Source organism: Cellulosimicrobium sp. CUA-896 (assembly GCF_001942335.1).
Lineage (GTDB): Bacteria > Actinomycetota > Actinomycetes > Actinomycetales > Cellulomonadaceae > Cellulosimicrobium.
Genome location: NZ_MKKH01000022.1, coordinates 84,030 through 107,790, shown reverse-complemented (window position 1 = coordinate 107,790; position 23,761 = coordinate 84,030). Strand labels below are relative to the sequence as shown.

Genomic DNA, 23,761 nt, shown 5'->3' with positions numbered 1-23,761 from the left:
CGTGCCGGACCGGGCGGAACCGTCGTCACGCGTGGGTCTCGACCACGGCGTGCTCGACGACCGCGCGCAGGTCGCCGCCCGCGTCGGCGAACCACGCCCGCTGGCGCGCCGCGCCGTTGCCGCGGGACCAGACGTGCCCGAGCAGCTCGGTGACGGCGTCGAGGTCGCCCGCGTCGGCGAGCGCGTCGCGCACGTGCGCCACGAGCTGGCCCACCACGTCGTGCGCGGGCGCGGGCCGCCACGTGAGCGGCGAGAGGAGCTCCCCGGCGAGGCCCGACCGGCCCGCGCGCCACGACGCGGTGCGCAGGATCTCCGGGCGCAGCTCGGGTGCCGCGCGCCCGTCCGCCGCCTCGCGCGCGGCCGTCTCCACGAGCCCGCGCGCGAGCGCGGCGACGAGCGTCGCGGTGTCCGGGTGCAGGCACACGTCGGCGATCCGGATCTCGACGGTGGGGTAGCGCGCGGACAGGCGGGCGTCGAAGTACACCATCGCCTCGTCGAGGATGGTCCCGGTGGCGACGAGCGACGCGACCGCGTCGTGGTACGCCTCGGGCGTGCCGAACGCGCGCGCCGGGCCGGAGGTGGGCCACCGCGACCAGACCTGCGAGCGGAAGCTCGCGTAGCCGCTGTCCTCGCCCTGCCAGAACGGCGAGTTCGTGCTGACGGCCAGGAGCGTCGCGAGCCACGGACCGATGCGGTCGAGGACGGCGACGCCTTCCGCGTCGTCCGCCACGGCCACGTGCACGTGGCACCCGCTCGTGAGCTGCTCGCGCGCCGTCAGGCCGAACTGCGCGCGCGCCTCCAGGTAGCGCAGCCGCGAGACCGTCGTGCCCTCGAACGGCAGGGGCGAGGTCGACAGCGCGGCGACGCGGGCGCCGACGCGGTCCGCGGCGTCCTGCGCGCGCGCCCGGCCGGCGCGGATCTCCTTCGCGAGGTCCTGCAGCTCGGTGCGCGGGTGCGTCGCGGTCTCGAGCTGCTCCTCCATGAACTCCGACTCCAGCGAGCCGGCTCCGCCGTCCTTGTCGGACGTCCCCGTCGCCTCCAGCGCCTCCTGCGCCTTGGCGACGGGCCGGCCGTCCGCGCCGACGAGCAGGAACTCTTCCTCCACACCTACGGTCCGTGTCACCCCGGAAGTGTCACACGTCCGGACCCGCCACGTCGGGTGAGGGCGAGCCGGTGCTCCCGACGTGAGGACGGAGGAGCGAGCCCCTAGCGTGGGCCCATGAGCACCCCCGACGAGACGCGCGAGCCCCTCGCCCCGCTGTCCGAGGACTGGTCGACGGCGCTCGCGGTCGTCGCGCACCCCGACGACATGGAGTTCGGTGCGGCGGCCGCGGTCGCGGTGGACCGGGCAGGGCAAACGCGTCGTGTACTGCATGGTGACGAGCGGCGAGGCGGGCATCGACGGCCTGGACCCCGACCGGGCGCGCGCGGTCCGTGAGGCCGAGCAGGTCGAGTCGGCGCGGCTCGTGGGCGTCGACGAGGTGGAGTTCCTCGGGCTGCCCGACGGCGTGCTCGAGTACGGCGTGCCGCTGCGCCGCGAGATCGCGCGCGTCGTGCGCCGGTACCGGCCCGACGTCGTCGTCACGGGCAACCACCGCGAGACGTTCCCCGGCGGCATGCCGAACCAGGCGGACCACGTGGCGACCGGACGGGCCGCGCTGGACGCGGTGCGCGACGCCGGCAACCGGTGGGTGTTCCGTGACCAGGTGGAGGACGAGGGCCTCGAGCCCTGGGGTGGCGTCCGCCAGGTGTGGGTCGCGGGGTCGCCGGTGCCCACGCACGCCGTCGACGTGAGCGAGACGTTCGACGACGGCGTCGCGTCCCTGCGCGCGCACCGGGCGTACCTCGACGGGCTGGGGTGGGAGGGCTTCGACCCCGCGGAGTTCCTGGCGTCGATGACCGGGCCGACGGGGTCGGCGCTCGGCGTGACGCACGCGGTCGCGTTCGAGGTGGTCCGGATGACGTGGGACTGATCCCGGCCGTCGCCCGGCGGGCGGACGACGGCCGGGGAGGTCAGGCGCGCCGCAGCGCGGCGGCGGGGACGTTCGCGACGCCGTCGGGCAGGAACCGGTGGCCCAGCACCTTCTCCGCGTAGCCGGTCCGGTCCAGGTACGGCGTGATGCCGCCGAGGTGGAAGCCCCACCCGGCACCGAGGATCATGCACAGGTCGATCTGCGACGGGTCCGCGACCACGCCCTCGTCGAGCATGAGCCCGATCTCTCGCGTGAGGGCGGTGAGCACCGCGTCGAGCACGCCGGCCTCGTCGAGGGGCGCGGAGCCGCCGCCCGCCTCCGCGGTTGCGGTGCCGAAGACGCGCTGGACCGCCGGGTCGACCGGCTTCGGCAGGCCCTTCGGCGCGTCGAGGACGACGGGGACCTGCTCGTCGACGATGCGCTGCAGGCCGGGCGACTCGGGGAAGCGGTCGCCGAGGTCCTCGCGCAGCGACGTGAGCACGTGCAGGCCGACGGCCGGGCCGACGAGGTCGAACAGCGCGAACGGCGGCATCGGCAGCCCGAGCGGCGCGACGGCGCGGTCCGCGACCTCGACGGGCGTGCCGTTCTCGACCGCCTCCACGATCTTCGCCATGAGCAGGATGAGGAGACGGTTGACGACGAAGCCCGGCCGGTCGGCGACGAGCACCGCGGTCTTGCGGAGCTTCTTCGTCATGGCGAACGCGGTGGCCAGCGCCGCGTCGTCCGTCTCCGCCGCCTGGATGATCTCGACGAGCGGCATCTGCGCGACGGGGTTGAAGAAGTGCATCCCGACGACCCGCTCCGGGCGGCGCAGGTCGGCCGCCATCTCCGTGACGGACAGCGCCGAGGTGTTCGTGAGGAACACGGTCTCCTCCCCGACGACGTCCTCGAGCTCGGCGAACACCTTCTTCTTGAGCGGCAGGATCTCGGTGACCGCCTCGATGACGACGTCGCAGCCGGCGAGGTCGCCGAGCTCGGTCGTGCCGTGCACGGACGCCACGATGCGGGCACGACGTCGCGCGCCATGCGACCCGAGCCCACGAGCTTCTCCACCGTCGAGCGGACGGAGGCGAGGCCCTTCTCGACGCGCTCGGTGTCGAGGTCGCGCATGACGACGGGCACCTGGAGCCGCTGGGCGAACAGCAGCGCGATCTGCGCCGCCATGAGCCCGGCGCCGACGATGCCGACGCGCGTCACCGGGCGGCCGAGCCTCGGGTCCGGCGCGCCCTGCGGCTTCTTGCCCTTCGACACGAGCTGGAACGCGTAGACGCTCGCCCGCATCTCGTCGCTCATGATGAGGTCGGCGAGCGCGACGTCCTCGGCGGCGAACGCCTCATCCTTCGTCGCGCTCCGCGCCGCGGCGACCAGGTCGAGCGCGCGGTACGGCGCGGGCCGCGAGCCGGCGACGACCGCGTCGAGCCGCTGTCGCGTCCCCTCGACGACCGCGTCCCACACCGGTTCGGGGTCGAGCTCGCGGCGCTCGACCACGACGTCGCCGCGCAGGACGGACTCGGCCCAGCGGATCGAGGACTCGAGGAAGTCGGGGGCGTCGAACAGGGCGTCGACCAGGCCGATGTCGAGCGCCTCGCGGGCCTTGAACGGCTTGTTCGCCGCCGGGCGCTCGAGGATGACCGTCATGGCCTTCTCGATGCCGAGCAGGCGCGGCACGAGGTACGCGCCACCCCAGCCGGGGACGAGGCCGAGACCGACCTCGGGCAGGGCGAGCGCCCCGGCGTCGGACGCGACCGTCCGGTAGTCGCAGTTGAGCGCGATCTCCAGCCCGCCGCCGAGGGCGACGCCGTTGACGAACGCGAACGTCGGCACGCCCGTCCTCTCGCGCAGGCCGCCGAGGATCGAGTACGCGGCGTGGCCGCCGCGGCCGAGCGCGAGGGCGTCGTCGTAGGCCTGCACGCCCGCCGCCATCGTGAGGTCGGCGCCCGCGGCGAGGAAGTACGGCTTGCCGGTCACGGCGACGGTGACGATCTCGCCGTCGGCGGCGCGCTGCTCGAGGCGCTGCAGGGCCGCGAGGAGCTCGGCGAGCCCCTGCGGGCCGAGCGTCGTCGGCTTGGTGTGGTCGAGCCCGTTGTCGAGCGTGAGCAGCGCGAGCGTGCCCGTACCGCCCGGCAGCGCGACGTCGCGCACGAGCGAGTGCGTGACGCGCTCGCCGCGGCCGGCGGTGCCGCCGTGCGGCGCGGCGGGGGGCTGCGGCGCGATGGTCTGGTCGCCGGCCGTCGTGCCGGGCCTGGTCGTCGTCTCGCTCATGGTCAGCGGTCTCCCTCGTGCTCGACGGTGGTCGCGGCGGCCGTGTGGCCCGAGTACTCGGCGTGGTGCGGGTTCTCCCAGATCACCGTGCCGCCCATCCCGAGACCGACGCACATGGTCGTCAGGCCGTAGCGCACCTCGGGGTGCTGCTCGAACTGGCGCGCGAGCTGCGTCATGAGGCGCACGCCCGACGACGCGAGCGGGTGGCCCATGGCGATGGCGCCGCCGTAGAGGTTGACGCGCTCGTCGTCGTCGGCGATGCCGAAGTGGTCGCAGAACGCGAGCACCTGGACGGCGAACGCCTCGTTGATCTCGAACAGGCCGATGTCGTCGATCGTCAGGCCGGCGGACGCGAGCGCGCGCTCGGTCGCGGGCACGGGGCCGATGCCCATGACCTCGGGATCGACGCCCGCGTACGCGTACGCCACGAGGCGCATGCGCGCGGGCAGGCCGAGCTCGTCGGCGACGTCGCCCGCGGCCAGCAGGCACGCCGTCGCGCCGTCGGTCAGCGGGGAGGCGTTCCCGGCGGTGACCTTCCCGCCCGGGCGGAACGGCGTCTTGAGGTCGCGGATCGCGTCGACCGTGGTGCCGGGCCGCGGCAGCTCGTCGGCGGTGGCCAGGCCCCAGCCGAGCTCGGTGGACCGGGTCGCGATCGGCGCGAGGCCGGGGGCGATGTCGCCGTTCGCGAGGGCCTTGGCGTACTTGGCCTGGCTCGCCACGGCGTAGGCGTCGGCGCGCTCCTTCGTCAGGTGCGGGTAGCGGTCGTGCAGGTTCTCCGCGGTCGCGCCCATGACGAGCGCCGAGGAGTCGACGAGCTTCTCCGCGACGAACCGCGGGTTCGGGTCGGACCCCTCGCCCATGGGGTGGTGCCCCATGTGCTCGACGCCGCCCGCGACGACGACGTCCTGCGCGCCGACGGCGACGTTCGCCGCGGTCGTCGTGACCGCCGTCATCGCGCCGGCGCACATGCGGTCGATCGCGAAGCCCGGCACCGACTTCGGCAGCCCGGCGAGCACGGCGACGCTGCGACCCAGGGTCAGGCCCTGGTCGCCCGTCTGCGTCGTCGCGGCGAGCGCGAGCTCGTCGACCCGCTCCACGGGCAGCTCGGGCCGCCGTCGCAGGAGCTCGCGGACCGTCTTCACCGCGAGGTCGTCCGCGCGCGTCTCGGCGTAGATGCCGTCGGGCCGCGCCTTGCCGAACGGGCTGCGCACGCCCTCGACGAAGACGACGTCGCGGACCGCGCGGCGGCGCGCGGCCTGCGTGCGGGCGTGGGGTGAGGCGGCGGGCGTCGCGCCCGCGGCGTCGTCGGCCACGGTCTCGGCCACGGTCATGGCATCTCCATCCGGTCGGGTGGTCCGGCCTCGTGGACCGGGCAGATGGTCGGGACGGCGGTGTCCGGAGCGACACCGCTCGGTGATACACGCTACCGCGGGTATCGGGAAAGTACGAGACCGATGCTACGGCATGACGAGACCCGGTATCGCGCGGTGCGATACCGGGTCTCGGTGCGTGGGGCCGGGCGCCGGGGGTCAGCGCGCGCCGCGCAGGCGCCGGACGACCTTCTTCGCCGTCGGCAGGCCCTTGTTCCACGCGGAGTACCACATCGAGAACGGCACGTCGATGCTGCCGACGAGCTCGTCCTCGTGGCCCGCGAACCCGCGCTTGAACGTCGAGATCCCGTCGTTGAGGAGGCCGTTGACGTCGTAGCGCACGACGCCGCGCTCGCGCATCGCCGTGATCGCGTGCCACTTGAGGCCGTAGTTCGCGCGCAGCCGCTGGCCCTCGTCGTCCATGCCCCCGTAGAGCTCGAACGACGTGCGCGCCGAGGCGGCGAACCACACGAACGCCACGGGGCGCTCGTGCGGGCCGTCCGGCGCGGAGCGCGCGAACGCGGCGAAGACGGGGGAGTGGTCGCCGAGCTCGGTGGCCACCAGGCGGTAGTAGTCGTCGTCGTGCAGCCCGAAGCCGGCGCGCTCGGCGGTGCGGCGGTAGATCGCGAGGCACGCGTCGAGCTCCGCCGCGGTCGTCACCGCGCGGTACTCCAGGTCCTCGCGCTGGGACTTGCGGATGTACTGGCGCGTCTTCTTCGCCATGGCACCCATGAGCGCGTCGTCGTCCTGGCGCAGGTCGAGGATCAGCGTGGTCGGGTAGAGCACGGGGTTGACGGCCGGCTGCGAGCCGGGGAGGTCGAGCGGCGTGCCCGCGTCCCAGTCCGGCTCGAGGGTCACGCCGACGCCGCCCACCTCCTCGCGGCACCACCCCACCACCGCGCGCGTCACCGCGGACCGCGTCGCGTCGTCGCTCGTGCCGTCCGCGTCGCCGACGACCACGGGCCCGCGCGGGACGTAGCTCAGCGCCTTGAACTGCGCGGCAGCCGGCGCTCGAGCACCTGGGCGAGCCCGACGACCGAGCCGTCCGGACCGGTGACACGCAGGCGGTGCGGGCGCCAGGCGCCCGCGCCTTGACCTCGCCCCAGCCCCACAGCTGGAGCGGGTGGCCGCCGAGCGCGTCCACCTCGCGTCCCAGGCCGTGCGGTCGGTGACTGTCCGGATCGTCAGGTTCGCGTCGAGCACGGCCCGACCCTACCCGCCCTGCGGCGCGGCGAACGCGGTCGCGAGAGGCTCCGCGAGCAGGCCGACCTGCCACTCGCGCGCCCCGCGGCCTCGCAGGAAGGCGGCGACGGACGCGGGGTCGAGCGGCTCCGGCGGGGTCCAGCACAGCCGGCGCAGCGCGTCCGGCTGGAGCAGGTTCTCGACGGGCACGGACAGGCGCTCGGACAGCTCCGTGACGACCGCCCGCGCCGCGATCAGCCGCGCCGCCGCGGCGGGGTCGCGGTCCGCCCAGGCGCGCGGGGGCGGCGGAGCGTCGCTGCGCGGTCCCCGGAGCGACGGGAGCGCCCCGGCGGGCAGCGCGAGCGCCTCGTCGATCGCGCGCTGCCAGTACGCGGCGCGGCGGCGCGTGCCCTTGCCGGCGAACGCGGGGACCTCGACGAGCTGGGCGACGGTGCGCGGGAGCGCCTCCGCGGCGGCGACGATCGCGCGGTCGGGCAGCACGCGTCCCGGGGCGACGTCGCGCCGTCGGGCGTTCGCGTCGCGCGCCTCCCACAGGCTGCGCACGACGGCGAGGCGGCGTGCGTCGCGCAGCGTGTGGGTGCCGGACGTGCGCCGCCACGGTCGACCCGGGGAGCGGGCGGCGGTGCGGTGCGCACCGCCTCGAACTCCTCCGCGGCCCAGCCGGCCTTGCCCGACTCCTCGAGCCGGGCGGCGAGCGCGTCACGCAGCGGCACGAGGACCTCCACGTCCAGCGCGGCGTAGCGCAGCCACTCGGGCGGCAGGGGTCGCGTCGACCAGTCGACGGCGGAGTGCTCCTTGGCGAGGCCGAGCCCGAGCACGTCCGCGACGACGGCGGCGAGGCCGACCCGTTCCATGCCGAGGAGCCGCGCCGCGAGCTCGGTGTCGAACACGCGGGCCGGCACGAGGCCGTGCTCCGCGAGGCCGGGCAGGTCCTGGGACGCGGCGTGCAGCACCCACTCGGCGTCGCCGACGGCGTCGCGCAGGGCGGACAGGTCGGGCAGCGCGACGGGGTCGATCAGTGCCGTCCCGGCGCCCTCGCGCCGGACCTGCACGAGGTAGGTGCGCTGGCCGTAGCGGTAGCCGGACGCGCGCTCGGCGTCGGCCGCGACGGGCCCCGTCCCGGCGGCAAAGGCCTCGACGACGCGGTCGAGGGCGGCGGGCGCGTCCACCACCGGGCGAGGCCGTCGGCCGGCTCCGTGAGGGGGACGACGGGCCGCGGCGTCGCGCTCGCCCCGGTCGGCTCCTCGGGGCCCGCGTCCGGGCGGTCGGCGGGACGGTCGGGGGGAGGGGCGAGGGGTGATGCGGCCGAGCTCATGGCACCACGGTATGGCGTGACGCGGGCAGCGGCGTGACGCCGTCCGTGCGGGGCGGCAGGCCGGCGGCCGTGCACAGCAGCTCGGCCCAGGCCTCGAGGTGCGCGCCGAGGTCGGGCGTCGCGGGGGTCCACGACGCCCGCAGCTCGAGCTCGACGTCGTCCGGGCGGCCCGCCAGGGCGCCGAAGCTCTGCGACAGCACGCGGGAGACGGTGCCGCTCTCGGTGTGCGCGGCGGCGCCGGTCTCCCGCAGGGCGTCCGTGAGCCACGTCCAGGCGACCTCGGCGAAGAGCGCGTCGGTCGCCATCTCGGGCTCGAGCGAGGCGCGCACGAGCGTCACGACGCGGAACCGGCCGCGCCACGTCTCCTGGCCGTCGGGGTCGTGCAGGACGACGAAGCGTCCGGACGCGAGCTCGGCGTCCTCGCCGCCGGGAGCGGCGACGTGGCCCGTGAGCGCGGCGGAGAACGGCGCGACGCGGCGCGGTGAGGGGACCTCGTGGAGGGCCACCTCCGGGCGCACGCGACGGGCGCCGATCGTCTCGAGCGCCGCGCGGAACTCTGCGGGGGCGTCGATCCCGTGAGGGGTGGTCACCTCAGCACCGTACGAGCCCGCCGCGGCGGGCGGTGCCGTGGCGCGCGGACGCATCGAATCGTGACCGCCGCCCGCATGCTGGCGCGGGCGGGGCGCGGCGCGGTCGGGGGACTAGGCTGTCCGCGTACCCGCCCCGTACCGGAGGCACCCGCGCGGAGGACCGTGCTCGGCACCGCGCGCGCTGCCGAGCGGCGCGCACCGCGCAGCGAGCCGGTACCGATCCCGAGGAGCAGCGAAGCAGATGGCAGCACGTGCACAGATCGGCGTGACCGGACTCGCGGTCATGGGCCGCAACCTGGCCCGCAACTTCGCCCGCCACGGCTACACGGTCGCGGTGCACAACCGCTCGTACGCCAAGACGCAGTCGCTGATCGCCGAGGCGGGCCACGAGGGCGACTTCGTGCCGTCGGAGTCGATGGCGGACTTCGTCGCCTCGCTGGAGCGGCCGCGCAAGGTCGTGATCATGGTCAAGGCCGGCCCGGCCACGGACGCGGTCATCGACGAGCTCCTGCCGCTCCTCGAGGAGGGCGACATCGTCGTCGACGCGGGCAACGCGCACTTCCCGGACACGATCCGCCGCGAGAACGCGCTGCGCGCCAAGGGCCTGCACTTCGTCGGCACCGGTGTGTCCGGCGGCGAGGAGGGCGCGCTCAACGGCCCGTCGATCATGCCCGGCGGCACGCGCGAGTCCTACGCGAGCCTCGGCCCGATCCTCGAGGACATCTCGGCGAAGGTCGACGGCGTCCCGTGCTGCACGTACGTCGGTCCCGAGGGCGCGGGCCACTTCGTCAAGATGGTGCACAACGGCATCGAGTACGCCGACATGCAGCTCATCGCCGAGGCGTACGACCTGCTCAAGCAGGGGCTCGGCGCCTCCGCCGCCGAGATCGGCAAGATCTTCGCCGAGTGGAACACGGGCGACCTCGAGTCGTTCCTCATCGAGATCACCGCCGACGTGCTCCAGCACGTCGACGCGGCTACCGGCCAGGCGTTCGTCGACGTCGTCCTCGACCAGGCCGAGCAGAAGGGCACCGGTCGCTGGACCGTGCAGAACGGCCTCGACCTCGGCGTGCCGATCACCGGCATCGCCGAGGCGACGTTCGCCCGCGCCCTGTCCGGCTCGGTGCCGCAGCGCGAGGCCGGCCGCGCGGCGCTGCCCGCGGACGCGGGGTCCTGGGAGATCACCGACCGCGACGCGTTCGTCGAGGACGTGCGCCTCGCGCTGTACGCGTCGAAGGTCGTCGCGTACTCGCAGGGCTTCGACCAGATCGCCGCGGCCTCCGCCGAGTACGGCTGGGACATCGACCGCGGCGCGATGGCCCGCATCTGGCGCGGCGGCTGCATCATCCGCGCGCGCTTCCTCAACCGGATCACCGAGGCGTACGAGCGCAACGTGCAGCTCCCGCTCCTCCTCGCCGACGAGTACTTCACCGGCGCGGTGGGCAACGGGCTCGCCGCGTGGCGCCGCGTCGTGGCGCAGGCCGCGCTCAACGGCGTGCCGACCCCCGCGTTCGCCTCGTCGCTGGCCTACTACGACGGCGTGCGCGCCGAGCGCCTCCCCGCGGCGCTCATCCAGGCCCAGCGCGACTTCTTCGGCGCCCACACCTACCGCCGCGTCGACCGGCCCGGCGTGTTCCACACGGAGTGGTCGCGCGACCGGAGCGAGACGCGCGAAGGCGACGCGTGAGCGGACGCGTCCTGCGCCCGGCGGTCGTCCACCCGGTCATCCTGGGTGGCGACGCCGGGGCCTACAGCCTCGCGCGCGCGTTCCACGAGGCGTACGGGGTGCGCAGCACCGTCGTGACGATCGTCGCGACGCGCAACGTGCGGTACTCGACCATCCTCACGAACGTCGTCGAGCCCCGGCTCGACGACCCGGAGGTCATGGTCGCGACGATCCGCGAGATCGCAGCGGGCGCGAAGGCCCCGGTCATGGTCGTGACGTGCACGGACTGGTACGTGCGCGCGCTCGCCGAGCACCGCGCGAAGATCGAGGACGTCGCCGTGGTGCCGTACACCACCACGGACCTGCTCGACCGCGTGATGGACAAGCAGCGGTTCTCCGAGCTGTGCGTCGAGCTCGGCGTGCCGCACCCGCGCACGGTGGTGCGGCACGGCGGCGAGCCGGTGGGCGACCTCGACCTGCGCTTCCCGATCATCGCCAAGCCGGGCGACAACGTCGCCTGGCACCACACGCAGTTCGCGGGCAAGCGCAAGGTGCACGAGCTCGGTGACCGCGGCCAGCTCGAGTGGCTGCTGCGCACCGCCGGGGAGGCGGGGTACCGCAAGCCGTTCGTGGTCCAGGAGTTCGTGCCGGGCAACGACTCCCAGATGCGGATCATGACGACGTTCTCCGGCGCCGACGGGCGGGTGCGCATGGCGCACGGCGGGCACGTGCTGATCGAGGAGCACACGCCCGGGACGCTGGGCAACCCGGCCGCGATCCTCACCGGGCCGCTGCCGCAGATCGAGGCGGACGCGCGCCGGCTCGTCGAGCACCTGGGGTGGATGGGCTTCGCGAACTTCGACGTCAAGGTCGACCCGCGCGACGGCCGCGGCTACTTCTTCGAGCTCAACCCGCGCACCGGGCGCTCCAACTACTACCTCACGGCGAGCGGGATCAACCCGGCCATGTACTGGGTGGGCGAGCACCTGCAGGGCGGTCGCGTGCCCGACCCGCGCCGCGTGCCCGTGCTCTACCGCATCGTGCCGGGGTTCCTGCTGCGCCGCTACGTGCGGGCGGCGGGGGACCGGGCCGTGGCGGCGCGGCTGCGCAAGGTCAAGCGGGTCGCGCACCCGCTGCGGTACCGCCGCGACCGTGCCTGGCGGCGGGACCTGTGGGTCCGGCTCTCCGAGCTGCGGCAGGTGCGCAAGTTCGCGCAGTTCTACCCGGTGTCGGCGTTCCGCGCCGCCGCGTACCGCGGCCCGGCCCCGGACGGCGGGCGTGGCTGACGCCGACGAGCGCCCGCCGGTCGGCGTGATCGGCGGCGTCGGGCCGCTGGCGACCGCCTACTTCCTGCAGCGCGTCGTCTCCCTCACCGACGCCGAGCGCGACCAGGACCACCTCGACATGGTCGTGCTCAACCACGCCACGATCCCGGACCGCACGGACTTCGTGCTCGGCCGCTCGGACGCCGACCCGGGGCCGGTGCTCGCGCGCGACGCGCAGCGCCTCGAGCCTTCGGCGTCTCGTTCCTCGTCATGCCCTGCAACACCGCGCACTACTTCACGCAGCAGGTGCTCGACGCGGTGCGCGTGCCGTTCGTGTCGATCATCGGCACGACGGTCGACGCCGCGCGCGAGCGCGTCGCCGGGCTGACGACGGTCGGGCTCCTCGCGACCGCCGGGACCGCCGCCTCGGGCGTCTACCAGGACGCGTTCGCGGCGCACGGCGTCGAGACGCTCGTGCCGGACGACGCGGACCAGGCGCTCGTGTCGCAGATCATCTACGAGCAGGTCAAGGCGGGCCGCCCGGTCGACCTCGACGCGGTGCGCGGCGTCACCGCGCGGCTCGTGGCGCGCGGTGCGTCGGTCGTCATCCTCGGGTGCACCGAGCTGTCCGTCGTCGCCGTCGACCACGGGCTGCTCGCCGATCCCGTCTACCTGGACTCGATGGACCAGCTCGCGCGCGCGACGATCCGCCGGTCCGAGCACCGCGTGCGCGACTGACGGGCACGCCGGACCGTCCCGCGCGGCCGGCCCCTGCGAGCGGGACTCAGCCGAGCTCGCTCGTGCCCGAGTACAGGTGCAGCACCGGCACGTGGAGCTCGTCGCGGGCGCGCGAGGCCCAGTCGGTGTGGAACGTGTCCTCGACGGCGTGGGGGTACGTCACGACGACGACCTCCCGGACGTCGCCGGAGGACACCGCCTTGCGCAGGGCCGGGAGCGGGTCGTCGTCGGTCACCGAGCCGTCGGCGTCCCGACCTGCGGCGCGCAGCTCCGCGATGCTGCTCTCGAGCTGCTCCGCCGCCGTCGCCGTGGCCTGGTCCCGGGTGGGCTCACGCCCGACCACCTCGTCCCACGCCTCCTTGAGCTCGCCGACGCTCAGGTGGTCGATGATCCCCGAGATGACGTTGCGCTCGGTGTCCGCGGGCACGAGGACGCGGTAGGCGAGCGCCTCGGCGGCGGGGTCCGCAGCGTGCAGGGCGAGGATGTGCTGGACGTCGGCCGGGTTCAGGGTGTCCTCGGTGAGGACGAGGATGGTGTCGGTCACGCCGGTCAGCCTATCGGCAGCGACCAGCGCGCGAGCGTCGTGCCGGCGGGGGAGTCGTCCCGGTCCTGCGGCGCGTGCAGCAGGTGCACGAGGCGGGCGTCCCGCGGGAGCACGGTGCCGGCGTGGTTCTCCGCCGCGGCGTCCGGCCGCGGCCCCGCGACGATGCGCCCCGGGCCGGGACCGACGACGCGCGGCGTCGTCGTCACGCACAGCTCGTCGACGAGGTCCGCGGCGAGGAGGTCGCCCAGCAGGGACGGGCCGCCCTCCGCGAGGACCCGCCGCAAACCGCGGCGTGCGAGCTCCGCGAGCCCCGCGACGAGGTCCAGGTCGCCGCCCGGGCCGACGACGACCACCCGCTCCGCCGGGACGGCCGCGCGGGCCGGCGCCGCGCCGTCGGACCCGGTCAGGACGAACGGGGGACGGTCGCCGACCCGCAGGCGCTCGGGAACCCGGCCCGAGCGCGTGACGACGGCCAGCTCGAGCGGCGCGGGGCGCAGGTGCTCGAGGCCCCGCGGACGGTCGAGCGCCCTGTACCCCTCGGCGCGCGCGGTCCCCGCGCCGACCAGCACGACGTCGGCCAGCGCGCGCAGGACGCGGAACACGCGCCAGTCGGCCGCGTCGTTGAGCGACCCCGACCGGCCGTCCGCACCCCACGCGGCGCCGTCGAGGCTCGCGACCATGTTCGCCCGCACCGTGCACGCCCCGCGGCGCGGCTCCTCGTCCGCGTAGAGCGCGGCGAGCGTCTCCTCGCGCGGGTCCGGCGGCAGGCGGCGCGCGACGGGCACGAGCTGGTCGAGCGGCGGGAGGGTGTCGGGCGTGGCGGTGCTCACAGCGGCCACGGTAGCCGCAGGCGTAGGCTGTTTCCTCGTGACTCCAGCGCCAGCACCCGGCGGCGCGACCGCCCGCGGCGTCCGCGCCCTCGCGGACGTGCGGCCGTCGGTCTCCCCGTCCCGCCTGCTCGCCGACCTCGTCCCACCCCGCACTTCGAGCACGCACGCTTCTCGACGTACCGGTCCGACGCCCGGTACCCGAGCCAGGCGAGCACCGTCGCCCGGCTCGAGGAGGTCGCCGCCGCGATCGTGCGGCCGCCGCGCCGGGGGCTGTTCGGCACGCGCCGGGCCGAGCCGCCGGCGGTGTACATGGACGGCGGGTTCGGCGTGGGCAAGACGCACCTGCTCACGTCCCTCGCGCACGCCGTCGGGCTCGACGCCAGCGCCTACGGCACGTTCGTCGAGTACACCAACCTCGTCGGCGCGCTCGGGTTCGCCCCGACCGTGGACGCGCTCGCGGCGAAGAAGCTCGTGTGCATCGACGAGTTCGAGCTCGACGACCCGGGCGACACCGTGCTCATGTCGCGGCTCCTGCGCGAGCTCGCCGACCGCGGGGTCGCGCTCGCCGCGACGTCGAACACCCTGCCCGAGGCGCTCGGCGAGGGGCGGTTCGCGGCGGAGGACTTCCTGCGGGAGATCCAGGCGCTCGCCGCCCGGTTCGAGGTCCTGCGCGTGGACGGCGAGGACTACCGGCACCGGTCGGTCGTCACCGACTCCGCGCCGCTGCCCGAGGACGCCGTCCGCGCGGTCGCGGCGGGACGTCCGGGCACGACGCTCGACACGTTCGACGCCCTCCTGGAGCACCTCGCGCAGGTGCACCCCAGCCGGTACGGCGCGATGCTCGACGGCGTCGAGGCCGTCGCCCTGACCGGCGTGCGCCCCGTCACGGAGCAGGCGGCGGCACTGCGCCTCGTCGTGCTCGTCGACCGCCTCTACGACCGCGACGTGCCGGTGCTGCTCGGCGGTGCGGGGGAGAGCGGCCTGTTCACCGACGAGATGCTCGCCGGCGGCTACCGCAAGAAGTACTACCGCGCGCTGTCCCGGCTCGGCGCGCTCGCGGAGGACGGGCGCTCGCTCGTCGCTCGCTAGTACACACCCGCGGCGACGCCGCCGGCGGTGTGGATCGCGGAGGTCGCGACGACACACACGGCAAGGACGAGCCAGCCGATGGCCGGGTGCGCCCGGTGGGCGGTCGAGAGCGGCCTGGCGCTGTCCTCAGCTCCCCACACGCTCGAGGACCCGACGACGACCCACCTCCCGCGCGGGCCCGAGACGACGAGCAACGACAGCCCGAAGCCACCTCCCGGGAGAGTGAGGACGCGACCGCGCGCTCGGGCGCACGGGACGGACCGACGGCCCAGCACCGTCGGCACGGTCAGGCCTCCCTTCTCGACTCGCACGAGCACCGCCGATCCCACGGGCAACAGCGTGAGAGGGGCGGTGAGCGCGGTCACGAACAGCACGACCATGGTGAGCGACGGGATCCCGTGCGCGGCGAACCCGGCGTCGTCGAACGGGCCGTCGGCCCAGGTGTCGCGCGTCGCGCGGCACACGACCACGAGGACGACCGACGCTGCGAGGAGCACGCGGCCGCACCACAACGCCGTGCGCGCGATCGCCGTGCGGACCCGGACCTTGGCGAGGTCCCCACCGACCTCGTCGACGGCGGCGTGCCTGCCCGCGCGTCGTCGTGCCGTGTTGGGGCCGCCCCCGTCGTCCACCTCAGGTCGCGGCAAGGCGACGCTTCTCCTCCTCGACGTCGAAGCCCGCCGCCGGCCACCCGAGGTCCAGGCGCCGCAGCGCGTCGAGCAGGAGCTCACTCACGGCGAGCCGCGCGAACCACTTGCGGTCGGCCGGCACGACGTGCCACGGCGCGGTGTCGGTGCTCGTGCGGTCGAGCATCACCTGGTAGGCGTCCTGGTACGCGGGCCACAGGGCGCGGGAGTCGACGTCGGACGGGTCGTACTTCCAGTGCTTGTCCGGGCGCTCGAGGCGTTCGGCGAGGCGTGCCCGCTGCTCCTCGTACGACACGACCAGCGCGACCTTGACGACGGTCGTGCCGGACGCGACGGCCTTGGCCTCGAAGCGGTTGATCTCGTCGTAGCGCCTGTCCAGCACCGCGGGCTCGACGAGCTCGCGGACGCGGGCCACGAGGACGTCCTCGTAGTGGGAGCGGTCGAACACCCCGATGTAGCCCGGGCGGGGCAGCTCGCGCCGCACCCGCCACAGGAAGTGGTGCCGCAGCTCCTGCGCCGTGGGCACGCCGAACGACCGGTGCGCGACGCCCTGCGGGTCGACCAGCCCGACGACGTGCCGCACGATGCCGCCCTTGCCCGCGGTGTCCATGCCCTGCAGCACGAGCAGCACGGACCGCGAGCCGCCGGTGCGGCCCTCGGCGAAGAGGCGCTCCTGGAGGTCGGACAGCTCGTCGGCGTGCTGCGCGACGAGGGCCCGGCCGGCCGCCTTGCCGCCGGAGAAGCCCGGGGTGGAGGAGCGGTCGAGCGACGCGAGGTCGAAGCCGTCGCGGGCGCGCAGCACCTCCGTCGGCGCAGCGTCCCAGCCGGCGGCGACCCGCGCCCCGTTCGTCGGCCGTGCCTTCGCTCTCGCCTTCTTCGCCGCTGCCATGGGGGCGAGGCTACTCACACCCAGGACAGGACGGCGACCGCGCGCGGCGGCAGGTGCACCAGCTGTCCCTCGACCGTCGTGGCCGGGTCCCAGGCCGCGAGGATCCGGGGGACGCCGCGCAGCGCGACCCGCACCGTGCGGGCCTCGCGCCCGAGGTTCACCGCGACCGCGACCGTCCGCCGGTCGACGACGAACGCCGGGCCGTCGTGCGGGCCGTGCCGGTCCTCCTCCCTGGACGCGTCGTCCGCGTCGCCGTCCGGGCCGTGGACGCGCACCGCGGACAGGTCGCCGGACCGGACGTCGTCGCGCGCGCGCAGGGCGATCAGGGTGCGGTACCAGTCCAGCAGCCGCGCGTGCTCCGGGCGGTGCGGCTCGGACCAGTCGAGCACGCTCGCGTCGCGCGTCGCCGGGTCCTGGGGGTCCGGGACCGCGGGCGCGTCGTCGTCCCAGCCGTGCCCGGAGAACTCCGCGGCACGGCCCTCGCGGATCGCCTGCGCGAGGGCGGGGTCGTCGTGGTCGGTGAAGTACTGCCACGGCGTCGTCGCCCCCCACTCCTCGCCCATGAAGAGCATCGGCGTGAAGGGCGAGGCGAGGACGAGCGCGGCGGCGACGGCGAGGCCGCCCGCGTCGAGGACGGCAGAGGGACGGTCGCCCTGCGCACGGTTGCCGACCTGGTCGTGGTTCTGGGCGAAGACGACGAACGCGTGCCCGTCGGTACCGGGCGGCACGGGGTGGCCCCAGGGCGTCCCGCGGAAGGTGGAGAACGTCCCGTCGTGGACGAAGACGCCCGTCAGCGCCTTGCGCAGCACCGCGAGCGGGCCGAAGTCGACGTAGTACCCCTGCCGCTCGCCGGTGAGCAGGGCGTGCACCGCGTGGTGCACGTCGTCGGCCCACTGCGCGTCCATGCCGCGGCCGCCTGGTCGGGGCCCGTGACCGTGAGCGGGTCGTTCTCGTCGGACTCCGCGATCAGGGTCAGCGGCCGTCCGAGCGTCTGGGAGACGCGCTCGACGCGGCGCGCGAGCTCGGTGAGCACGTGCGTGGGGGAGTCGTCGAGCAGGGCGTGCACGGCGTCGAGCCGCAGCCCGTCCACGTGGAACTCGACGAACCAGCGCTCGGCGTCGTCGACGATCCACTCGCGCACCTCGCGGCTGCCCGAGCGGTCGAGGTTCACCGCGGCGCCCCACGGCGTGTGGTGGGCGTCGGTGAAGTACGGGCCGAACTCGGGCAGGTAGTTGCCCGACGGCCCGAGGTGGTTGTAGACGACGTCGAGCACCACCGCGAGACCGCGCGCGTGCGCGGCGTCGACGAACCGCTGCAGCGCGCGCGGGCCGCCGTAGGGGTCGTGCACGGCGAACAGGTGCACGCCGTCGTACCCCCAGCCCCAGCGACCGCCGAACGCGGCGACCGGCATGAGCTCGACGGCACCCACGCCGAGGTCGACCAGGTGGTCGAGCCGGTCGATCGCGGCGTCGAGCGTGCCCTGCGGCGTGAACGTCCCGACGTGCAGCTCGTAGAGCACCTCGCCGCGCACGTCGCGACCGGTCCACGCGTCGTCGGTCCACGCGAACGCGGGGTCGAACGTGCGGCTCGGGCCGTGCACGCCGTACGGCTGCCACGGGCTGCGCGGGTCCGGGCGGCCCGGGCCGCCGTCGACGGCGAAGCCGTAGTCGGTGCCCCACGGCAGCTCGTGGTCGTGTCCCCACCAGCCCGGCACGTGCGCGCCGACGAGCCGCAGCGGCTCGCGACGGGCGCCGTCGAACGTCCCGGCACCCTGCTCGGGGAGGAGCAGCTCCACCTGGCGCGCCGCGGGCGCCCACACGAGGGGGCGTGCCCCGGGGACCGACAGCATCGGCGTGCCGCGGGGCGGGGGGACGGGGGTCATGCGTGGTCCTCCTCGACGAGCAGCGCGACGGGCAGGTCCTCGAGGAGCCCGTCCAGGGTCACCGTCCCCGGCGGGTCGTGGCGACCCGTGAGGAGGTCGCGCCAGCCCGCGGCCGCCTCCGGGAGCGTGACGACGTGGTCGCGCCACCCGCCGAGGCGCCGGACCGTGCCGTGCAGGCGCGTCGCGACGGTGACGACGCGCGCGCGCCCGCCGGCCGTCCGCGCGAACGCGAGCGCGCACGGGGTCGACGTCGCGAGCGGGGCGTACCCGGCGTCCGGGCCGACGAACGCCTCGGGGCGCTCGCGCCGCAGGCGCAGCGCGCGGGACGTGACGAGCAGCTTCTCGTCGCCGAGCGTACGGGGTACGCCGCCGTCGTCGAGGCGTGCGAGCCGCCGTCCGAGGTCGTCGACGTCGACGGGGCGCCGGTTGTCCGGGTCCACGAGCGTCGGCTCGTAGGACTCGCTGCCCTGGTAGACGTCCGCCACGCCGGGGGCGGTGAGCTGGACGAGCTTGATGCCGAGGCTCGCGGCGCGCAGCTCCTCGCGGTGGTCGTGCGACCAGCGCTCGAACGCACCCAGCACGAGCGGGTCCTCGAGCGCGTGCCGTGCGAGCTCCTCCACGGCCCGCTCGTACGCCTCGTCGGTGCCCGTCCACGAGGTGCGGACCTTCGCCTCCCGCAGCGCCTTGCGCAGGTAGTCGACGAGCCGGTCGGGGTCGATCGCCCCCGGGGCGCGGGCGGGAGCGCCACCGCCGTCGCCGTCGCCGTCGCCGTCGTTGTCGTTCGTGCCGGACGCGCCGGCCGCGACCGGGCGCCACGTGCCCGCGACGGTCTGCCAGAGCAGGTTCTCCGCGAGACCGTCGACCAGCACGCCGCGGTACGGCGCGCTGGCCGCGCGCACCTCGTCGACGAGCCGGGCCCAGCCCGCCGTGTCCTCCGACAGCACGCCGAGCGCTGCCCGCGTGTCCTCGCCGCGCTTCGTGTCGTGCGTCGACCCGGCGGTGAGCGCCAGGGGGGTCAGTGCGGCGAAGCGCTGCGCGAACGCGTGCCAGTCGTGCACGCCGACGCTGAAGCGGTCGGGCTCGCCGCCCACCTCGCACAGGCTCACGAGCTCGGTCCACCGGTAGAAGGCCGTGTCCTCCACGCCCTTCGCGGTGACCGCCCCGCAGACCTGCTGGAAGCGCACGACGAGCTCGTCGCGACGGGGCTCGCGGCGCCGGCCGGCGCTGCCCGCCTCGCGCCCCAGCACGAGGTCGACGACGACGTCGAGCGTCTCGGCGCGCTGCGGGTCCAGGTGCGTGCGCGCTCGCGCGGCCGCCTCCTCGACGGCGCGCACGGCCTCGTGCCGCGGCGTGGTCCCCGGCACGACGTACGCGCGGTACCGGTCGAACGCGACGAGCAGCTCGCGCAGGCACTGGTGCAGCCCGCGCCACGTGTGGTCGCGCAGGCGCGGGTCGTCGTGGCAGACCGCGGCCGCCAGGTCGGTCAGGCGGTGCACCTCGGCGTACAGGGGCCCCGCGACGACCTCGCGCTTGGCCTGCTCGACGACCGCCTCGAGGCCGCCGGGGGCCGCGCCCGTGAGCCGGGTCATCGTCGCGTCGAGGCCCGCCCGGCCGCCCGGGTCGACGAAGAGCTGCTGCAGCCGCCACGCGACGTCGTACCCGGTGGTGCCGACCGTGGCCCAGTCCGGCGGCACCTGCTCCTCGCCGGCGAGGATCTTCTCGACGACGACCCAGGCGCCGTCGGTGCGCTCGGCGAGCCGCTCGAGGTACTGCGCCGGGTCCGCCAGGCCGTCGGGGTGGTCGATGCGCAGCCCGTCGACGACGCCCGTGCGCACGAGGTCGAGCACGAGCGAGTGGGTCGCGTCGAACACGTCCTCGTCCTCGACGCGCACCGCCGCGAGCGTGCCGACGTCGAAGAACCGCCGGTAGTTGAGCTCCTCGTCACCGACGCGCCAGTACGCGAGCCGGTAGTGCTGGCGCTCGACGAGCTCGGCGAGCGGCAGGTCCTCGGTCCCGGCGCGGACGGGGAAGACGTGCTCGTAGTAGCGCAGGACGGTGGTGCGGGTCGCCGCGCCGCGCTCGTCCGGGACCTCGATCTCGTCGAGCGCCAGCTCGCCGCCGGCGAGCGCGTCGCCGAGCCGCACGCCGAGCACGGGCATGAGAACGGCGCCGTCGTCGGACGACCAGTCCACGTCGAACCACGACGCGTACGGCGACCGCGGGCCCTCCTGCAGCACCGACCACAGCGCGCGGTTGTGCCACGCGGGCGTGGGGACGGCCATGTGGTTCGGCACGACGTCGAGCACCATGCCCAGCCCCGCGCCGTGCGCCGCCTGCGCGAGCCGCTCGAGGCCCGCGCGCCCGCCGAGCTCCGCGCTGACCCGGGCGTGGTCGACCACGTCGTAGCCGTGCGTCGAGCCGGGCGCCGCCTGCAGCACCGGCGACAGGTACAGGTGCGTGACGCCGAGCGAGGCGAGGTACGGCACCTGGCGCGCGGCGTCGTCGAACGACAGGTCCGGCCCGAGCTGGAGCCGGTAGGTCGACACGGGCACGACGGGCACGACGGGCACGACGGGCTCGGCACGGGCGGCACCGTCGCCGGGCGCGCGCGGCCCGGGGGTCGCGGGGGCGGTCACGACGACGGCGGCCGGGTCAGGACGATGACGCTGCGCCCGGTCACGGGGACCGTGTCCCCGGGCCGCAGCGCGTCGCCCACGTCGAGCGTGCCGTCCGTGTCGAGCACGACGTCCCAGCTCTCCCCGTACCGCTCGGGCGGGACGGTGAACTCCAGCTCCTCGGAGTGCGCGTTGAGCAGGAGCAGGAACGAGTCGTCCACGATCGGCTCGCCCCGCCGGTCGGTCTCGGGGATGGCGTCGCCGTTGAGGAACACCATGACCGTGCGGGCGTAGCTGTGGTCCCAGTCCTCCTGGGTCATGCGCGCCCCGGTGATGTCGAGCCACTCGATGTCGGGGAGGTCGTCCGCGCCGGTGCCGCCGTCGCGCCCCACGAAGAAGCGCCGGCGGTGCAGCACGGGATGGTCGCGGCGCAGCCACACGAGGCGCCGGGCGAAGTCGAGCAGCGCCCGTCGCTCGTCCCGCTCGCTGCGTCCGCCGCGCCGACGCCCGCGTCGTCGCCGGAGCCGTCCCCGTCCTCGTCGGACAGGAAGTCCCAGTCCATCCAGGTGATCTCGTTGTCCTGGCAGTACCCGTTGTTGTTGCCGCCCTGCGTCCGGGCGATCTCGTCGCCGTGCGCGAGCATGGGTACGCCCTGGGAGAGCAGGAGCGTCGTGAGGAGGTTGCGGCGCTGGCGCGCCCGCAGCGCGAGGACCTCGGGGTCGTCCGCGGGGCCCTCGACGCCGCAGTTCCACGACCGGTTGTGGCTCTCGCCGTCGTTGTTGCCCTCGCCGTTCGCCTCGTTGTGCTTCTCGTTGTAGGACACGAGGTCGTTGAGCGTGAAGCCGTCGTGCGCCGTGACGAAGTTGATCGACGCGATGGGCTTGCGGCCGCTGTGCTCGTAGAGGTCCGAGGACCCGGTGAGGCGGCTCGCGAACTCGGGCAGGGTGGACGGCTCGCCCCGCCAGAAGTCGCGGACGGTGTCGCGGTAGCGGCCGTTCCACTCCGTCCACATGGGCGGGAAGCCGCCCACCTGGTAGCCGCCGTCGCCGAGGTCCCACGGCTCGGCGATGAGCTTGACCTGGGACACCACGGGGTCCTGCTGGACGATGTCGAAGAACGCCGACAGGCGGTCGACCTCGTGGAACTGGCGCGCGAGGGTGGCCGCGAGGTCGAAGCGGAAGCCGTCGACGTGCATCTCCGTCACCCAGTAGCGCAGCGAGTCCATGATGAGCTGGAGGACGTGCGGCGAGCGCATGAGCAGCGAGTTGCCCGTGCCCGTGGTGTCGAAGTAGTGCGCCTCGTCCCCGTCGACGAGCCGGTAGTAGGCCTTGTTGTCGATGCCGCGGAAGCTCAGCGTCGGCCCGAGGTGGTTGCCCTCCGCGGTGTGGTTGTAGACGACGTCGAGGATGACCTCGATGCCGGCCTCGTGCAGCGCCTTGACCATGGACTTGAACTCCATGACCTGCTCGCCCCGCGTGCCGAACGCGGAGTAGCCGTTGTGCGGCGCGAAGAAGCCGATGGTGTTGTAGCCCCAGTAGTTCGACAGGCCCTGGTCGACCAGGTGCGGGTCGTTGACGAACTGGTGGACGGGCATGAGCTCCACGGCCGTGACCCCGAGCGAGCTGAGGTGCTCGATCACGGCGGGGTGCGCCATGCCGGCGTACGTGCCGCGCAGCTCCTCCGGCACGTCCGGGTGGCGCATCGTCATGCCCTTGACGTGCGCCTCGTAGATGACGCTGTCGTGGTAGTCGCGGTTCGGCGGCCGGTCGTGGCCCCAGTCGAAGAAGGGGTTGACGACGACGGACACCATCGTGTGCGGCCCGGAGTCGTCGTCGTTGAGCGGGGGAGCGGGGGGCGGCGCCTGCTCGTCGTCGCCCGCTCCCTCGTCGTCGCCGTGACCGGCGTCCGCGTCCTGCGCGTCGGCGAACCGGTAGGAGTACAGCGACTCGTCGCCGTCGACCTGCCCCTCGATCGCCTTCGCGTACGGGTCGAGGAGCAGCTTCGCGGGGTTGCACCGGTGCCCGTTGGCGGGGTCGTACGGGCCGTGGACCCGGTAGCCGTAGCGCGTGCCGGGGGCGATGCCCGGCAGGTAGACGTGCCAGACGTGCGCGTCGACCTCCTCGACCTCGACGCGCTGCTCGGTGCCGTCGTCGTCGAGGATGCACAGCTCGACGCGGTCGGCGACCTCGGAGAAGAGGGCGAAGTTGGTGCCCGTGCCGTCGTAGGTCGCCCCGAGGGGGTAGGGATGGCCAGGCCAGGTCTGCATCCCCTGAGGATGTCATGCAGCGCGTCGCACCGCCCAGGAGACGACCGCTCGGAGGTGAGACGCACGTCACGTTCTGGCGCGCCGCGAAACCGGCGAGTAATAGTGTGCCAAGCGCGCCGATCCCGTGCGGGCGGTGCCGACGATCCCGTGCGGGCGGTGAGGGGACCTGGTAGACCCGGAACATGAGTTCCGACGCCCGTCACGAGGACGACCCGAACACGTCCGACATCGCCTCCGCCCGCCTCTCTCCGCCGCGGGAGGACGACGAGGAGCACGGCGACGTGCTGACCGGCGGCGACCCGACGAAGGCGCCGCACTCCCTGTCCGAGGCCGAGCGCCGTCCGATCGAGGGCGCGTCGTCCGGCACGTCCTGGGACGACCCGGACGAGCTCTAGGGCACGCCGGCTCAGTCGAGGCGCGGCAGCCGGTCCGCGTCGACGGGCAGGATGCGCGGCATGCCGGCGGGCGCGACCGCGCTGACCGCGAGGTAGCGCGCCTCGGCGCGGTGCAGCCGGATGTGCTCGTCCACCGTCCAGTCCGGTCCGTTCGTGAGCACCATGCCGCACGAGCACTCGATGGTCACGCGCCCGGACTCGTCCTCGACGACCTGCCCCGTC

Annotated in this window: 18 protein-coding genes and 4 pseudogenes; 6 read left to right on the top strand and 16 right to left on the bottom strand. The window is 74.7% G+C overall.

Annotated elements, in window-relative coordinates; translation table 11 throughout:
- Positions 1 to 25 precede the first annotated feature (25 nt).
- Positions 26 to 1,123 carry a glutamate--cysteine ligase gene (locus tag BJF88_RS08810; RefSeq protein ID WP_075828519.1) on the bottom strand — a complete coding sequence of 366 codons (1,098 nt, stop codon included), beginning with the start codon at positions 1,121 to 1,123 and terminating at the stop codon, positions 26 to 28.
- A 253-nt stretch (positions 1,124 to 1,376) separates the two neighbouring features.
- Between BJF88_RS08810 and BJF88_RS08805 the strand changes: the two genes are divergently transcribed.
- Positions 1,377 to 1,973 (top strand): PIG-L deacetylase family protein, encoded by a 597-nt coding sequence (locus BJF88_RS08805; protein ID WP_255371901.1) that lies wholly within the window; start codon positions 1,377 to 1,379, stop codon positions 1,971 to 1,973.
- 40 nt (positions 1,974 to 2,013) lie between these two features.
- Here BJF88_RS08805 and BJF88_RS08800 read toward each other — a convergent pair.
- From BJF88_RS08800 to BJF88_RS08780, 5 genes and pseudogenes are all read right to left on the bottom strand, one after another.
- Positions 2,014 to 4,235: pseudogene (locus BJF88_RS08800) on the bottom strand (3-hydroxyacyl-CoA dehydrogenase NAD-binding domain-containing protein).
- 2 nt (positions 4,236 to 4,237) lie between these two features.
- Positions 4,238 to 5,566 (bottom strand): thiolase family protein, encoded by a 1,329-nt coding sequence (locus BJF88_RS08795; protein WP_075828518.1) that lies wholly within the window; start codon positions 5,564 to 5,566, stop codon positions 4,238 to 4,240.
- Positions 5,567 to 5,764: 198 nt separating this feature from the next.
- Positions 5,765 to 6,565, bottom strand: coding sequence for a peptidoglycan bridge formation glycyltransferase FemA/FemB family protein (locus BJF88_RS08790; RefSeq protein WP_255371900.1), 801 nt, complete (start codon positions 6,563 to 6,565; stop codon positions 5,765 to 5,767).
- Between the two features lie 252 nt (positions 6,566 to 6,817).
- A pseudogene (locus tag BJF88_RS08785) lies at positions 6,818 to 8,123 on the bottom strand (HRDC domain-containing protein).
- The gene (locus BJF88_RS08780) at positions 8,120 to 8,713 is read right to left on the bottom strand and encodes a DUF3000 domain-containing protein (RefSeq protein ID WP_075828567.1); all 594 of its coding nucleotides are present in this window, start codon (positions 8,711 to 8,713) and stop codon (positions 8,120 to 8,122) included. Before BJF88_RS08780 ends, BJF88_RS08785 begins: the two are co-directional and overlap by 4 nt.
- A 241-nt stretch (positions 8,714 to 8,954) precedes the next feature.
- On the opposite strand from BJF88_RS08780, the gene gndA reads away from it, so the two are divergent.
- From gndA to BJF88_RS08765, 3 genes and pseudogenes are all read left to right on the top strand, one after another.
- On the top strand, positions 8,955 to 10,400 hold the full coding sequence (gndA, locus tag BJF88_RS08775; RefSeq protein ID WP_075828517.1) for an NADP-dependent phosphogluconate dehydrogenase: 1,446 nt from the start codon (positions 8,955 to 8,957) through the stop codon (positions 10,398 to 10,400).
- Positions 10,397 to 11,665 carry a carboxylate--amine ligase gene (locus tag BJF88_RS08770; RefSeq protein ID WP_255371899.1) on the top strand — a complete coding sequence of 423 codons (1,269 nt, stop codon included), beginning with the start codon at positions 10,397 to 10,399 and terminating at the stop codon, positions 11,663 to 11,665. Before gndA ends, BJF88_RS08770 begins: the two co-directional genes overlap by 4 nt.
- A pseudogene (locus BJF88_RS08765) lies at positions 11,658 to 12,382 on the top strand (aspartate/glutamate racemase family protein). The gene BJF88_RS08770 and the pseudogene BJF88_RS08765 overlap by 8 nt, the downstream one beginning before the upstream one ends.
- A gap of 46 nt (positions 12,383 to 12,428) precedes the next feature.
- On the opposite strand, the gene BJF88_RS08760 reads toward BJF88_RS08765, so the two are convergent.
- Both BJF88_RS08760 and BJF88_RS08755 read right to left on the bottom strand, forming a co-directional pair.
- Positions 12,429 to 12,926 (bottom strand): hypothetical protein, encoded by a 498-nt coding sequence (locus BJF88_RS08760; RefSeq protein ID WP_075828516.1) that lies wholly within the window; start codon positions 12,924 to 12,926, stop codon positions 12,429 to 12,431.
- Between the two features lie 5 nt (positions 12,927 to 12,931).
- Positions 12,932 to 13,756, bottom strand: coding sequence for a dihydrofolate reductase family protein (locus BJF88_RS08755; protein WP_075828515.1), 825 nt, complete (start codon positions 13,754 to 13,756; stop codon positions 12,932 to 12,934).
- Positions 13,757 to 13,793: 37 nt separating this feature from the next.
- Between BJF88_RS08755 and zapE the strand changes: the two are divergent.
- Positions 13,794 to 14,845: pseudogene (zapE, locus tag BJF88_RS08750) on the top strand (cell division protein ZapE).
- On the opposite strand, the gene BJF88_RS08745 reads toward zapE, so the two are convergent.
- The 7 genes from BJF88_RS08745 to glgX are packed head-to-tail and all read right to left on the bottom strand — an operon-like array spanning position 14,842 to position 23,144.
- Positions 14,842 to 15,492 (bottom strand): hypothetical protein, encoded by a 651-nt coding sequence (locus tag BJF88_RS08745; protein ID WP_139315979.1) that lies wholly within the window; start codon positions 15,490 to 15,492, stop codon positions 14,842 to 14,844. The pseudogene zapE and the gene BJF88_RS08745 sit on opposite strands and share 4 nt — an antisense overlap.
- Positions 15,479 to 16,381, bottom strand: coding sequence for a PPK2 family polyphosphate kinase (locus tag BJF88_RS08740; protein WP_083648993.1), 903 nt, complete (start codon positions 16,379 to 16,381; stop codon positions 15,479 to 15,481). The genes BJF88_RS08745 and BJF88_RS08740 overlap by 14 nt, the downstream gene beginning before the upstream one ends.
- A gap of 14 nt (positions 16,382 to 16,395) precedes the next feature.
- Positions 16,396 to 17,286 (bottom strand): DUF3459 domain-containing protein, encoded by an 891-nt coding sequence (locus tag BJF88_RS23365; RefSeq protein ID WP_369824535.1) that lies wholly within the window; start codon positions 17,284 to 17,286, stop codon positions 16,396 to 16,398.
- Positions 17,172 to 18,263, bottom strand: coding sequence for an alpha-amylase family glycosyl hydrolase (locus tag BJF88_RS23360; protein ID WP_369824534.1), 1,092 nt, complete (start codon positions 18,261 to 18,263; stop codon positions 17,172 to 17,174). Before BJF88_RS23360 ends, BJF88_RS23365 begins: the two co-directional genes overlap by 115 nt.
- The gene (treY, locus tag BJF88_RS08730) at positions 18,260 to 20,899 is read right to left on the bottom strand and encodes a malto-oligosyltrehalose synthase (protein ID WP_369824533.1); all 2,640 of its coding nucleotides are present in this window, start codon (positions 20,897 to 20,899) and stop codon (positions 18,260 to 18,262) included. The genes BJF88_RS23360 and treY overlap by 4 nt, the downstream gene beginning before the upstream one ends.
- Positions 20,896 to 21,198 carry a hypothetical protein gene (locus tag BJF88_RS23355; protein WP_369824532.1) on the bottom strand — a complete coding sequence of 101 codons (303 nt, stop codon included), beginning with the start codon at positions 21,196 to 21,198 and terminating at the stop codon, positions 20,896 to 20,898. The genes treY and BJF88_RS23355 overlap by 4 nt, the downstream gene beginning before the upstream one ends.
- Positions 21,195 to 23,144: a glycogen debranching protein GlgX gene (gene glgX, locus BJF88_RS08725; RefSeq protein WP_369824531.1), complete on the bottom strand. Its 1,950-nt coding sequence runs from the start codon at positions 23,142 to 23,144 to the stop codon at positions 21,195 to 21,197. The genes BJF88_RS23355 and glgX overlap by 4 nt, the downstream gene beginning before the upstream one ends.
- Positions 23,145 to 23,326: 182 nt before the next feature.
- On the opposite strand from glgX, the gene BJF88_RS08720 reads away from it, so the two are divergent.
- Positions 23,327 to 23,539: a hypothetical protein gene (locus tag BJF88_RS08720; protein WP_075828513.1), complete on the top strand. Its 213-nt coding sequence runs from the start codon at positions 23,327 to 23,329 to the stop codon at positions 23,537 to 23,539.
- An 11-nt stretch (positions 23,540 to 23,550) separates the two neighbouring features.
- Here BJF88_RS08720 and BJF88_RS08715 read toward each other — a convergent pair whose 3' ends face one another.
- Positions 23,551 to 23,727: a hypothetical protein gene (locus tag BJF88_RS08715; protein WP_255371898.1), complete on the bottom strand. Its 177-nt coding sequence runs from the start codon at positions 23,725 to 23,727 to the stop codon at positions 23,551 to 23,553.
- Between the last annotated feature and the right edge of the window lie 34 nt (positions 23,728 to 23,761).